Origin of the sequence: Flavobacterium sp. W20_MBD1_R3 (genome assembly GCF_052119725.1) — a bacterium.
Taxonomy (GTDB): domain Bacteria; phylum Bacteroidota; class Bacteroidia; order Flavobacteriales; family Flavobacteriaceae; genus Flavobacterium.
The window spans coordinates 146596-160355 of the sequence record NZ_JBGQOR010000007.1; the positions used below are offsets into that span (position 1 = coordinate 146596).

Consider the following 13760-nt stretch of genomic DNA (forward strand, 5'->3'; position numbering starts at 1 on the left):
TACTGCCGGTATAATATAAAAGTATTCAATTGTTATAGACAATAGCAGTCTGCCGACAGCCAAATTGAAAACATCATCTTTATTAGAACATGTTTCGAAATTTAAATATAAAAATCTACTTTAAATTTTTACAATTAGTATCATCCGTATACCAATCCTAATTTTATATGACTATTCGTTACTACTACCATTGCGTTTTATTTTATCCTTTCGACGAAGGAGAAATCACATCAGTTGCTCTCGTTAAGTGATTTCTACCGTTGGTCGCAATGACAAAATAGTTAAATTTCATTCGTAAGATGTAGTTTGGTACAAGTAATGAACAACCATATAATTTTATATACTTGTCCCTTAAGATTCTCAGGTAACTGTTTTTATCGGAAAGCAATAAAAAGGAATCCTTTGTAGTAGTGAATATAGGTCCTAATTTGCAAAATTTGTCTCCGCTTTTATGTTGGATACTACCCAGAAAAAATACTGTTTCTAAAGAACGAAAGCTAAGCTTTTAGAAGTGTTCTCCACGCTTCATTGCGAGCCAACGGCTGAAAATTTATATGTTTAAGACTATTGCTTGCCTGTATACCGGACTATTTCAACATCAAAACACTCTACTTTATTTTTTCAATAAAGGAAAAAACAGATACATAGCAAAATAATTTGCTTTGGCATTTGCCGAAAAGATTTAATAGAAAGTATTGGTAATCATTATGAACGCTCCGATAATTTGTATTTATTATGCGTGCATACTATGTAATTTTACTATATTTACTTTCTAAAACATACAAAAAATGAGCTACACAGATAAAATGTTACGAGATGATGCCTTAAAAGGCAAAGTAATTGTTGTAACCGGGGGCGGCAGCGGTTTAGGAAAGGCGATGACTAAATATTTTTTGGAATTGGGTGCGCAAGTTGCCATTACTTCCAGAGATTTAGAAAAACTACAAAATACTGCTGCAGAACTGGAAGCAGAAACCGGTGGAAAATGTTTACCAATTCAGTGCGATGTGCGACATTACGCAGAAGTAGAAAACATGTTGCAAGCAGTTTTGAAAGCTTTTGGGAAAGTTGATGTTTTGCTTAATAATGCCGCCGGAAATTTTATTTCACCAACCGAAAGATTGTCTGCTAATGCTTTTGACACTGTGATTGATATTGTTTTAAAAGGGACCAAAAACTGTACGCTTGCCTTTGGAAAACATTGGATTGACAGCAAGCAGCAGTCGTCTACCATTTTGAATATCGTGACCACTTACGCTTGGACTGGTTCCGCTTATGTAGTTCCTAGTGCTACTGCAAAAGCTGGCGTTCTGGCCATGACACGAAGTCTTGCTGTAGAATGGGCAAAATACGGAATTCGTTCTAATGCAATTGCTCCGGGACCCTTCCCTACTAAAGGCGCATGGGACCGATTGCTACCGGGAGATTTAGCCGAGAAATTTGATATGGCCAAAAAAGTACCGCTGAAACGCGTAGGTGATCATCAAGAATTAGCCAATTTAGCGGCTTATTTAGTGTCTGATTTTTCAGCGTATGTCAATGGTGAAGTTGTTGTTATTGATGGTGGCGAATGGCTTAAAGGTGCTGGACAATTCAATATTCTTGAAGCAATACCAGAAGAACTTTGGGATCAATTAGAGCTGTTGATTAAAGCAAAGAAAAATAAATAATCCTATTCTCGACTTATAACTTCAAAAAGAGATGTAAGTAGTTGCACCTATTTAATGTCATAGTAAAAAAGGAGTGAAATAATATTTAACATATAAGTCACATAAGAATTATACCTTAAATGACCTTATGATTGTTTAAGTTACACAAGGCTAACACAATCGAAACTTAAACTTATATGACTTATATGTTAAAAAAAATGTAACATTGTTTTATTCTTATTGCAAAATTTAAGCTACCTTAACCATCACTTCGAATACTTTAGAACAGTAATCTGAAAGCGTTACTGTTCTAAATTGTATCGAACGACGGGCAAAACGCAGGGCTTTTCGATACATCCTAGCAATTTTCTATCGCAAATTCCTACTCAACTCGAACTGACGAATTGGTAATTTAATGACATTGACTATCAAAAAACGAAGTCGAAAGTTCAAAAATCATAAAATCAAACCAATTTAGTCGGATCTTGAGATCAATTAATTACTCATTTATCTCCTTTAAAAACACTTGCTCTGCACTAATTTTAACTTGCACTGACTCTCGCTAATCCCGCAAAAGACCGAACAATTAAAAGAGAAATATTGTCATGTACACAAATACTCATTTATTGATTCTACAAACTGATTGGTCACCTCATAAAATGTGTATTTACTGATTGGCTTCCTATAATTTGCGCTATCCTCCAATCGCAAAACCAATTACTTTTTTGCTACCTTTGCAAAATGTTTTCATTATTCAAATCCAAGCCCGTCTTAAAGGACCTGATTCCGGACCATCACATAGACATTCACTCTCATCTTTTACCAGGAATTGATGATGGTGCCAAAACGATTGAAGATACCTTGCGACTAACGCGCGCACTAGAAGGTATTGGAATTTCCGAATTCATAACAACTCCTCACATCATTCAACATGTTTGGGATAACACACATGAACAAATTCTTGCTAAGAAAGCAGCTACAGCAGCTGCACTGGAGGAGAATCACATTACGGCTCCGTTTCGTGCAGCAGCAGAGTATTTGATGGACGATCAATTTGTCCGACTTTTTCAATCCGGTGAACTATTGACGTTAAAGGATAAGTATGTACTTGTTGAAATGTCATATATCAATGCGCCCATCCAGCTGTATTCTATCCTTTTTGATCTGCAGGTTGCAGGCTATATTCCCGTTTTAGCTCATCCCGAGCGCTATCTTTTTTACCACAATAATTTTAATGAATACACAAAACTTCAAAGAGCAGGCTGCTTATTCCAGTTAAATCTACTGTCTGTTGTGGGGTATTACGGGGCTGGTATCACTAAAATAGCAGAGCAGTTACTGCAAAAGGGTATGTACACTTATGTAGGATCTGATGTACATCACGACAACCACATTGCGGCTTTTAACCAAAAAGTACAGCTAAAAGACATAATACCACTGAAAGAAGCTATTGCCAATAATCAATTTTTTAAATTCGGAGAATGATTTTTCGCAGGGAATATCTGCTGATTACGCTTTTTTATATGAGTGCAACGCTTTGAACGAATTTTTTCAATGCTACTTTTATCCGTTATAAAAAATTTTATGGCAATGTACAGAAAGTTGTTTATTTGAACAAATTAGCTTTTAATAATTGGTGTTTTAGTTTATAAAAAGTATGGTTTTGAGTAGAGCTTCGAACATCGGAACTTATCTCTCTGGTTTATTGCTTTGAAATGACAACAAAAAAGAAGATTGGCCACGGATGACGAGGATTAAACGGATTTTCGCTGTTCGTTAGTCAGTGCTTACTTCTCTCTTTATTCATTATTCTTTCTCTTTGTTCTTTTCTCTTCTCACATCTCACTTCTCACTTTCCAAAATAAAGAAATCAATGATCACAAAAAAAAGGTATCTAATGAAAAAATTTCATTAGATACCTTTTTTGAAAGTGTTTGCTCGACTGTTACATTTTGAATATTCTTTTGTACCAAGGGTCTTTTTCTACTTTGGATCCGTAGCCGTAGCCGTAACCGTAGCCTTTAGTCGAATCGGTGTCGTTGAGCAACAGACACATGTTTGGCAATTTCTGCTCTCGGTACAGCGTGTTTGCTATGTTTAGCATTCGTTTTTCTAAGAAATTTGCTCGTGCAACATAAATGAAACAATCTGCATGCTTCGCAATTAATAATGTATCGGTGACAAGACTCACCGGAGCGGTATCGACAATTATATAATCGTACTGATTTTTTAATGTTTCAAAAAGCGTATCTACTTTCTTATTCATCAATAACTCTGCTGGGTTTGGAGGAATTACACCGGCTGGCAATATATAAAAATTCTCATACCCGTCATATTTCACGATTAGATCTTCCAACACTAAATCTTTAGCCGACAAATAATTAGTAACCCCACGATCCGGAAGACTCAAATACTCATCTAGCCTAGGATTCCTAATATCCATTCCTATTAACAAGACTTTCTTGCCTGACAATGCGAAAGTAGCGGCCAGATTTGCAGACACAAAGGTCTTTCCCTCTTTAGGAAAAGTAGAGGTTAAAAAAATGGTTTTAGCCTGATCCTCAGGCACCTTACTGACCATGAATTCTAAGTTGGTACGAATGATTCTCAATGCTTCGGCTGAGCTAGTGCGGCTTTCTGCCTTTATAATTTCTGAAGGAGTGTTAGAAGTTGGCACATCCCCTATAAATGGTATCAGTGTTTTTCCTTCCAGATCCAAACGGCTTTTAATTTTTGTATCTAATAAATCCATCAGGTAAATAATTCCAAAAGGGACTAAAAGTCCCAACAGGAAAGCACCTAGATAAATGATATTCTTTTTTGGTGCTACAGGAACATCAGATCCTTTAGCAGCATCAACTACTCTTGCATTCGCTTCTGTTGCCGACATTAAAATAGCGGTTTCTTCTCTCTTTTGTAACAAATACAAATACAACTCTTCTTTTACTTTTTGTTGTCTGGCAATGACTCTAAACTGACGCTCTTGGACTGGTATTTTTCCAATCTTACGATTCAAAAGTCCTTCCTGACTGTTCAAATCTCTTTTTTGAATATTTAAATTTGACTGCATTCGCGTCAGACTGGCGGCAACATTTGACTTTAAGGAGGACAGCTGCTGCTCCATTTTGATCACCGTAGGATTCAATTCAGTTGCTGATTTTAAAATTCGGTTCCGATCCAACACCAGTTGGTTATAAGATCCAATTAAATCCGTGGCTTCCCCACTTACGATATTGGTAGGCAACAAGTCCGATTGTTTGCTTTTTTTTATAAAATCCAGCATCGAACCAATCACATTGAGTTGGATCTCTGTTTCAACTCCCCTTTTATCGTATTCATTAGACCCTTCAATAAAAAGTTTTGCTTCGGTTTCAATGTCCGTTAATTGATTACTGTTTTTAAATTGCTCCACATTTTGTTCCACCCCGTCCAGTTCATCGGTAATCAAAGCCAATCGGTTCGCTATAAATTTAGATGTATTTTCAGAGATAAAATTTTTATCGGCAGCAGCTTCTTCATTGTAATTTTGAACCAGATTATCTAGGAAGTACTCCGCTTTTTCAAGCACCGGATCTACAATAGAAAGCTCGACAATACTGCTGGTTTTACTAAGAGGTGCCACGCTTAATCTCGCTCTAAAACTAGCCGCTACGTTTTCTAAGGGGCTGATCAAAATAGTAATCGGTTTATCATTTGTACTAAAGGCGCGTGTATTTGACAATGCTTTATTAATAACCAGCGTCCCAAATTTTGTTGCTATTTGCTGACCATACCGATATGCGTTTGCATCGGGCTGTAGAATATTTCCTTGTCCAGACAGGTCTTCTAACTTAAATGCAGTGGCTGAAACTGCTGTATATTGATAAGATCGTCTCGTGGTATAAAAATCTGGTTTTTGTTCTATAAAAGTCACCATGATCGGTGAATTTTTAAAAAGGTCGGTATTGAGAATCTTGCCTTCGACAACAAAAGCAATATTGAGGTTCATTTTACGAACGGTATTTTCGATTAAAGTTCTGGATTTTAGAATTTCAATTTCGTTATCCAGATTACTTTTACCACCACCAATTCCCATGTCGGCAAAAGCAGCTAACTCAGAAGACAATCCCCCTTTTTTCTCATCTTTCACTAATATGGTGGTGGAGGCTCGGTACTGCGGAACAGTATATCGTAAATAGACATAAGCGAAAGACAAACTGATGAAGGCTCCTAATACAAACCATTTCCAATGCGATGCATATTGCTCTATAATAGCTCTGATTTGAAAATCTTGATCTGAATTATCGTTTAATAAATTATTTTCCATGAAAGCGCTTTATTTTGAAGTAGTAATTATAAGTGTCGCTAAGGCAACCAAGATAGAAGTTATCGAGAAAATGATACTGGTACTTGGTCCTATTGCCGATCCATTTATTTTGTTCTGGTTGGGCTCTACATAAACCACATCATTCTGAGCCAAATAATAAAAGGGAGAATTCATAAAGCCTACTTTAGTAATATCAACTCTGTTGTACGATTTAACACCATCGATTTCTCGTATAACCAATATATTGTTTCGTTTACCATAAACAGTCAAATCCTTAGCCAACGTCAGAGCTTCAACTAAGGTAACACGTTCTGACACTATTGCAAAGGTTCCGGGAGCAGTAACTTCCCCTTGCACAGATACTTTAAAATTCATGATGCGCAAATTAACAATAGGACTTTTAATATAGTTTCCTATCTGATCCTGTAATTTGCTTAGAAAATCTGATCGGGTTAATCCGCTTACTTTTAATTTTCCTAAAATCGGAAATTGTATATACCCTTGGGCATCCACTAAATACAATAGTGAACTTTGTTGTCCCACAGCATCAGGTCTAGCTGCAGAAGCAACGTTAGCCATTGCTAAATTGAACGGCATGGCTATTTCAGGATCTTCCGCTGACACTAGTATCATTAGCAGATCATCGGGTTGTATTTTAATTTCATAGGAATTTGATTTTTCCTGAGTTCCCAAATTATCAACATCTTGGTAATAAATCATGTCTTTTTTTGAAGCACAAGAAAACAATACTGCTAAAAAGAAAAAAGGGATTAATTTTTTGAATACGAAAAAATATTTCATCTATTTTATTTTTTTTGGGAGCAAATATAACCATTCACCCGTTGGGTATAATTAGTTTTCTGTACTATTTTTTTATAGTTGTCGTAATTTGAATAAAAAACATCGTAAAGAAGACTGTAACTGATGGTTAGGAGGTTAATTGGTTAAATGTTTAATCGGTTAACTGGTTAATTGGTTAACTGGTTAATTGGTTAGTTTGTTTTTTCGAAGAATTACATTTTTCGCCAACAAGCCGTTTGGCATAGTAGTTTTGTATTATAATTTTCGTCACTTTGAGTGCGAAGCGTATCGAGAAGTTACATTCCGTTTTAACTCACAAAAAATACTCGAACTGAGGGTTAGGTGGTTAATCGGTTAAATGGTTAATCGGTTAACTGGTTAATTGGTTAATTGGTTAATTGTTTAGTTTGTTTGTTCGAACAGTTACATTATTCACTAATAAGCCGTTTGGTGTAGTAGTTTTGTATTATAATTTTCGTCACTTTGAGTGCGAAGCATATCGAGAAGTTACATTTCGTTTTAACTCACAAAAAACACTCGAACTAAGGGCTAGGTGGTTAGGTTGTTAGGTTGTTAGGTGTTTAATTGATTAACTGGTTAATTGTTCAAAAAAAAGAAAACTTTATGGTTTTGAGCGGATAAGAAAGGTAAAAAAGAGACGTTTTAGACTTTACTTATCTTGATGACTTACTGGTTTATAAGTATCTACTGGAATTTGATCCTGCTGTTTAAAAAACACAAGTATTATAGTTCGCTTTCCACAGAAGGAACAGTCAAGGGCTCCTCTTGTTTGTCTAACACTTCATAAGCAGAATTCATACTTTTAAATTCAGGTACAATCTTTTTCATTTGGGCCACCATAGACTCATTGGCAAACAAATTAGCAATGCTGATTAATTCATCAACATCAGTGTGCAGATTTTCAAACTCTTCCTGAATTTCCTGTGCAATCATGATTTTAGCATGGTGCGTAGGAATCGATTTAGAGGTATCGTTGAGCAATTCTTCGTATAATTTCTCTCCGGGGCGTAGACCCACAATTTGTATTTTAATATCTTTTTCTGGAATGAATCCTGCTAGTTTGATCATCTTTCGAGCCAAATCCATAATTTTAACCGGTTTCCCCATGTCAAAAATATAGATTTCCCCGCCATTTCCCATTGCACCGGCTTCCAACACTAATTGACAGGCCTCCGGGATTGTCATAAAATACCGAATAATATCTTTATGGGTGATGGTCAGCGGCCCTCCTTCGGCAATTTGCTTTGTAAACAACGGCACAACAGAACCATTAGATCCTAATACGTTTCCAAAACGTGTTGTAATAAATTTGGTCGCTGCGGAACCTTTCTCCAACTGATCTTTCAGCTGCAAGGACTGCACATACTTTTCGGCTATTCGCTTGCTTGCTCCCATCACATTACTGGGATTTACGGCCTTATCTGTGGAGACCATCACAAATTTCTTCACGTTGTAGCGACAGGACAAATCAGCTAAATTCTTGGTTCCTTCAATATTAGTAAAAATAGCCTGACAGGGATTTTCTTCCATCAACGGTACATGTTTGTAGGCTGCGGCATGAAAGACCACATGCGGACGGTAGGATTTGAAGATCTCCTCCATCGCCTCGCGGTTTCTGACATCCCCGATCACTGTGCGTATTTTGGCTGTGGTATTGATGCTTTCGGTTTCCAGTTTTAAGTGATGCAACGGGGTCTCCGCCTGATCCAGAATAATAATTTTCTTAGGATTAAAAACTAATATTTGGCGGACGATTTCACTTCCTATAGATCCTGCCGCACCGCTGATCAGAATAACTTTGTCTTTGAGTTGTTTTGAGATGCCTTTGTTGTCCAGCACTATTGGTTTTCTTTCCAGTAAATCTTCAATCTGAATGGTTTTTACTTTTTGAGAAATTTCTTTTTGATTTTCCCAATCGGAGATCAAAGGGACGGTAAATACTTTGTAATTGTATTCTAAACACTGATCTACGATGATAATTTGTTCTTCTTTGGACAAACTTTTATCGGCTATAATGACACTTTCAGCACCTACAGAGCGCATTAGAGTAGGCAGCTTTTTCTTTTGGATCAAAATTGGCAGATTCAACATCCGTTTAGAGGAATTTTGATTGTTCTTATCGACAAATCCTACAATTTTAAAACGGCTGGGGGTTTCAAATTTTAAGGCATTGGCAACCGATATTGCGTTGGCATCGGTACCAAATATTATAGTTCGTATTAATTTATTAGTGTTTTTTTCTGAAAAATATAACTCAAAGGTTTGCTTCACCACTACTCGGTATAAAAATAACCCACAAAAAGACAGCACTAAATTGATAAAAAGAGCCGTGTTCAGGAATGCTTTCTCTTTAAAAAACACTTCAAACAGAAAATTACCAATAAAAAAGATAATCAAAACCGACATTTGCGAAAACAATAATTTCACCGCATCAATATTAGAAGAGTGCCTGATGATCCCGGAGTATGTTCGGAACAGCCAAAAGAAAAACAGATTCGTTCCAAAAAAACTAAAAAGTAAAATTACACTGTGGGTCGTAATAATGTAATTCATTCCTATTCCTTTGAATATCAAAAAAGTAAAAATAAACGAAGTGGTAAGAACCATAAAATCAATCATGACTATAATCCATCGGGGTAAATACGCCAAATTGTGCATGTTTAGTCTTCGATTTATTCTTGAAAAAGAATCAGAAATAAACTGAGCTACATTTTTGTTTATATCAGCATTCAAAATTGGTTGGTTTTAGGTTTTGGATTTTAAACCAAATTATTTTCAAATATACAAAAATAAAACATTTTCTTATTCTTAAGTGTTATTGGTGTAGAAAAAAAGAAGTGAATGGCGTTTTGGTGCGTAGTTAAAAGAAGAGTAGATCCGTTTAAACCGCGGCATCTGTGGCTACTAGTTCGTGGTGAAAAGTGGAAAGTAAGAAGAAGAAGAAGAAGAAGAAGAGTAGATCCGTTTATTCCGTAACAGTATAGCCTACCAGTGATTGGCAAAAAAAAGTAAAAATTTAGATATTCTTACCAAAAACAGCTTGCTGTAACTAAATAAACTCATTGCCCCCAATAAATTCCTTGCAAGCTGTTTGGTAAGAGGAACTCCAAATCTGTTGCGAATGTAAAATGTAAAGATTGAAGTATTAATTTTTACATTATAATTTCAAAAAATATACTAATAATTTAAATTTTGAGTTGGTGGAGGAGAAAAGGGAAAAAATAAATTCGTTTAATCCGCGTCATCTGTGGCCAAACCTTTTAAAAAATAGACAAAGAAATAACAGCTTTCACGATTAGTGGCTTAAATAATTATATTGCTGGATTTTGATGCAATAAACCATTATGAATTTGCCGGCCATAATTTTTGTTCGCAGACGTAAAGCCTTCACGATTACAAGCCTGAACGGAAAAGTTAAACCGCAGATTCGCAAATTTTTTATAATTCTATGGTTTTAACTTGCGAATCGGTGGCAACTATTTTTAGAAGTTAAAGCAAAATACACTTAAGCGCATCGTTTTAAACTCTCTCTGAGACCAATAAATTCAGTAAGGCACTCTTTATTCTATCCCGGTCTTCGTTGGTTAGGTTAGAGCCTGAAGGCAGACACAGTCCATTTTCAAAAAGTTCTTCAGCCACTGTAGTCCCGTAGAATGCGTATTTTTCAAAAACGGGTTGCAAGTGCATCGGTTTCCACAACGGTCGGCACTCGATGTTTTCAACTTCTAGTGCCAATCGAATAGTTTCTCTGGTTATTCCGTTGGTTTTTTTAGGATCTACTAAAATTGCACTCAGCCAATAATTAGCAAAATAGTCGGCATTCGGTGCCGTAAACACTGTAACCCCCGGAATTTCTTTAAAAATTGTGGCATAGAAATCGTGCATTAGTCTGCGTTGGTTCACATGATCATCCAATACTTCCATTTGGCCCCGACCAATACCGGCACAAATATTACTCATGCGGTAATTGTAGCCTATTTCGCTATGCTGGTAATGCGGTGCAGCATCACGCGATTGTGTAGCAAAAAAAATGGCTTTTTCTTTAAGGGCTGCCGTAGGCGTCACAATTGCGCCACCTCCTGAGGTTGTGATGATTTTATTGCCATTAAAAGACAATACACCAATATCGCCAAAAGTTCCACACTTTTGTCCTTTGAAACTGCTTCCTAAAGCTTCGGCGCTGTCTTCTAGTATGGGTATTTGGTACGCATCGGCAACGGCACGAACTGCTTCAATTTGGTACGGAACGCCATATAAATGCACGGCTATAATGGCTTTGGGTTTGGTTCCTTTGGCTATTTCACACACGATGGCTTCCTCGAGCGCTATCGGACATAGGTTCCAAGTCTCCCATTCGCTATCAATAAATACGGGCGTAGCACCTTGGTATAAAATAGGATTTGCCGAGGCGGAAAACGTCATGCTCTGACACAGTACGACATCGCCTGCTTGCACGCCTAACAGCACAAGTCCTAAGTGAATGGCTGCTGTTCCGGAGCTCAAAGCACCAACGGCAGCATCATTGCCCAAATAGGTTTCCAGATCCTGTTCCATGCCCGTAACATTTGGTCCTAACGGAGCTACCCAATTGGTATCAAAAGCTTCCTGTACATATTTTTGTTCGGTTCCGCCCATGTGTGGGGAAGAAAGCCATATTTTTGAATTATTCATGTTCTATGTTGTATTTTATAATTTTACCTGGATTTCCTACCACTACTGCATAATCCGGAACGTCACTAATAACCACTGCTCCGGCTCCTATGGTTGCCCATTTCCCAATTTTGATTCCTTGAATTATTACAGCTCCTATGCCTATGTGGGTTCCCTCACCTACTGTAACGTCTCCTGCTAAGGCCGCCTGGGGAGAAATGTGTACAAAACTACTTATTTTGCATTCGTGTTCAATCACTGCTGCTGTATTAATGATGCAATGCTGCCCAATAACTGCATCTGGATTTATTACAGCCCCTGCCATGATAACGGTACCCTCGCCAATAAAAGCATGGTTTGATACTATAGCTCTGGTATGAACAGCGATAGGATATTGAGCTAATAACTGGTTAACAATTTTTTTTCTGGTGCTATTATCTCCCACAGAAACAATAACTTGCTTATCTGAAAAGGTTTGAAATATTTTTGTGTTGTAAACAGGAATAGTAAAAATATCATCATGCTTGGGATGGTCATCTACTATTCCTTCAATCGTTAAATCTGGTGTAGAAGCGATAATGTCAATTATAACTTTGCAGTGCCCGCTGGCGCCAAATAAATACATATTAATTTCCTTTAAATGGTTCTGTTGTAGCTGTGTTTACCGTATTTATACCCTCGCGAACAAGTACTTTTTTGAAGGTTAGAAAAAATATTCTAGCATCCAAATTAAACGAAAGGTGCTTTACATACCACACATCCAATTCAAATTTCTGTTCCCAGCTGATTGCATTGCGGCCATTGACTTGGGCCCATCCCGTAATCCCAGGCTTCACGTCATGCCGTCTTTGTTGTACTGAATTGTACAGCGGTAAATATTCGGGTAGTAGTGGTCTTGGGCCTATCAGGCTCATTTCTCCTTTCAGTACGTTCAGCAGTTGCGGGATTTCATCCAAAGAGGTTTTGCGCACAAAAACCCCTATTTTAGTCAGCCTATCCTTATCCGGCAATAGGACTCCATCATCGTCTTTTTTATCATTCATCGTTTTGAACTTGATGATATTAAAGAGTTGGCCCTTTTTGCCAGGACGTTGTTGAAAGAAAAAGGGTTTTCCATTGTTGGCGAAATACAGGCCAACGGTAACGGCAATGAATATTGGCGCCAATAGCAACAGTCCGATTACTGCTCCGACCCCGTCGATGGTTCTTTTGAAATAGGATTTGTACATGAAGCTACTGCGATTTTTTTTTAACGATACAAAAATAGCAGTTATTTATGAGTTTGTATATCTGTGGGCTCATTTATTTGACTGTTGGGCAATAAGATGTAGTTAGAACGTCCTAAAAACAGGGTTGTAATCGTTTTTACCAGTTTACTTTGCTGAAGGTATAGGGTTTTGTTTTTTCTTGTTTTACATTTTGGCACTGGTCGGTGTTGGTCTCTGCCGTACTTTGCTGCTGTATGGGGTTATTTTGGGTTTTTCTTTTAGCAGCATTTTTATTTTCAAATTCGTCAGTGGCCTGCATGGCATAATTGAGTTCTTCCGACTTCACATTATAGTATTGACAAAAGTCCCCAATGGTAATAGGCTGGAACGCTTTTTTGAGAAAGTGTTTTCTCAATTCGCCCATCATCTTGAAACTCTGGCGCTCTTTTTTGCCAAAAAAGTTTTGGATGTCTCTTGCTTTTACGACTTGTCTGCTTGTTGTCATCATTGCTCCTTCTTGTTGTTTCTTATCTTAGGTATGAATGCGGTCTTTTGTAATTATTTTTCAAAATTAGTTGGTATTCGTTTGGAAGCCCCGCTTAAATTGGAGAGTTTACTAAATGGAATCAGAGAGTTTACTCCCCATTTTTGTTAATTGCTTATTATGAGGTGTTTAGATATTGGAGTGCGGGGGGGGACCCCTTGCCCCCTAAAGGGGGAATGGATTGCGGATGTTGAGGGGGTGGTGTGGTTCCAATTGAGTGTGGATGGGACGCGGATTTGACGGATTGAGCGGATTGGCGCGGATTTTTTTGTTTTGTTCGTGTCTTGGTGGTGTGGAGTAACCGTCACTTCGAGTAATTTTGAATAGTAATGCGAAAGCTTTACTGTTTAAAATTGTATCGAGAAGTCTTTAAAACACAAGTGTTCTCGATACTTCGCAGCAATTTTCTATCGTAAATTACGGCTCAACTCGAACTGACGAATTCTTTACTTAATGACATTGTGCTCGAGATGAGAATGGTTCTTGCCCTACCCCTTGCCCTACCCCCTTGCCCCCTAAAGGGGGAATGGATTGCGGATGTTGAGGGGGTGGTGTGGTTCCAATTGAGTGTGGATGGGACG

The 13760-nt window shown here is 37.5% G+C and carries 10 protein-coding genes; 3 read left to right on the top strand and 7 right to left on the bottom strand.

Annotated elements, in window-relative coordinates; translation table 11 throughout:
• Positions 1-788 precede the first annotated feature (788 nt).
• A complete protein-coding gene (locus ACEN2F_RS11050) occupies positions 789-1670 on the top strand; it encodes an SDR family oxidoreductase (RefSeq protein ID WP_441739053.1) in 882 nt (293 codons plus the stop codon).
• A 720-nt stretch (positions 1671-2390) separates the two neighbouring features.
• On the top strand, positions 2391-3134 hold the full coding sequence (locus ACEN2F_RS11055) for a tyrosine-protein phosphatase (RefSeq protein WP_441739055.1): 744 nt from the start codon (positions 2391-2393) through the stop codon (positions 3132-3134).
• 460 nt (positions 3135-3594) lie between these two features.
• Here ACEN2F_RS11055 and ACEN2F_RS11060 read toward each other — a convergent pair whose 3' ends face one another.
• The 3 genes from ACEN2F_RS11060 to ACEN2F_RS11070 all read right to left on the bottom strand — a co-directional run bounded on the left by ACEN2F_RS11060 (position 3595) and on the right by ACEN2F_RS11070 (position 9435).
• Complete coding sequence (locus ACEN2F_RS11060) at positions 3595-5955, bottom strand: GumC family protein (RefSeq protein ID WP_441739057.1); 2361 nt, start codon at positions 5953-5955, stop codon at positions 3595-3597.
• A gap of 9 nt (positions 5956-5964) precedes the next feature.
• Positions 5965-6756: a polysaccharide biosynthesis/export family protein gene (locus ACEN2F_RS11065; protein WP_441739059.1), complete on the bottom strand. Its 792-nt coding sequence runs from the start codon at positions 6754-6756 to the stop codon at positions 5965-5967.
• 744 nt (positions 6757-7500) lie between these two features.
• A complete protein-coding gene (locus ACEN2F_RS11070) occupies positions 7501-9435 on the bottom strand; it encodes a polysaccharide biosynthesis protein (RefSeq protein ID WP_441739074.1) in 1935 nt (644 codons plus the stop codon).
• Positions 9436-9618: 183 nt separating this feature from the next.
• On the opposite strand from ACEN2F_RS11070, the gene ACEN2F_RS11075 reads away from it, so the two are divergent.
• Positions 9619-9753 (top strand): hypothetical protein, encoded by a 135-nt coding sequence (locus ACEN2F_RS11075; RefSeq protein WP_441739061.1) that lies wholly within the window; start codon positions 9619-9621, stop codon positions 9751-9753.
• Between the two features lie 543 nt (positions 9754-10296).
• Here ACEN2F_RS11075 and ACEN2F_RS11080 read toward each other — a convergent pair.
• The 4 genes from ACEN2F_RS11080 to ACEN2F_RS11095 form a co-directional block, all read right to left on the bottom strand.
• Positions 10297-11448: a DegT/DnrJ/EryC1/StrS family aminotransferase gene (locus ACEN2F_RS11080; RefSeq protein WP_441739062.1), complete on the bottom strand. Its 1152-nt coding sequence runs from the start codon at positions 11446-11448 to the stop codon at positions 10297-10299.
• Complete coding sequence (locus ACEN2F_RS11085; protein ID WP_441739064.1) at positions 11441-12052, bottom strand: acetyltransferase; 612 nt, start codon at positions 12050-12052, stop codon at positions 11441-11443. Before ACEN2F_RS11085 ends, ACEN2F_RS11080 begins: the two co-directional genes overlap by 8 nt.
• Before the next feature lies 1 nt (position 12053).
• Positions 12054-12656 (bottom strand): sugar transferase, encoded by a 603-nt coding sequence (locus ACEN2F_RS11090; RefSeq protein ID WP_441739066.1) that lies wholly within the window; start codon positions 12654-12656, stop codon positions 12054-12056.
• Between the two features lie 136 nt (positions 12657-12792).
• The gene (locus ACEN2F_RS11095; RefSeq protein WP_441739068.1) at positions 12793-13143 is read right to left on the bottom strand and encodes a hypothetical protein; all 351 of its coding nucleotides are present in this window, start codon (positions 13141-13143) and stop codon (positions 12793-12795) included.
• Positions 13144-13760: the final 617 nt, after the last annotated feature.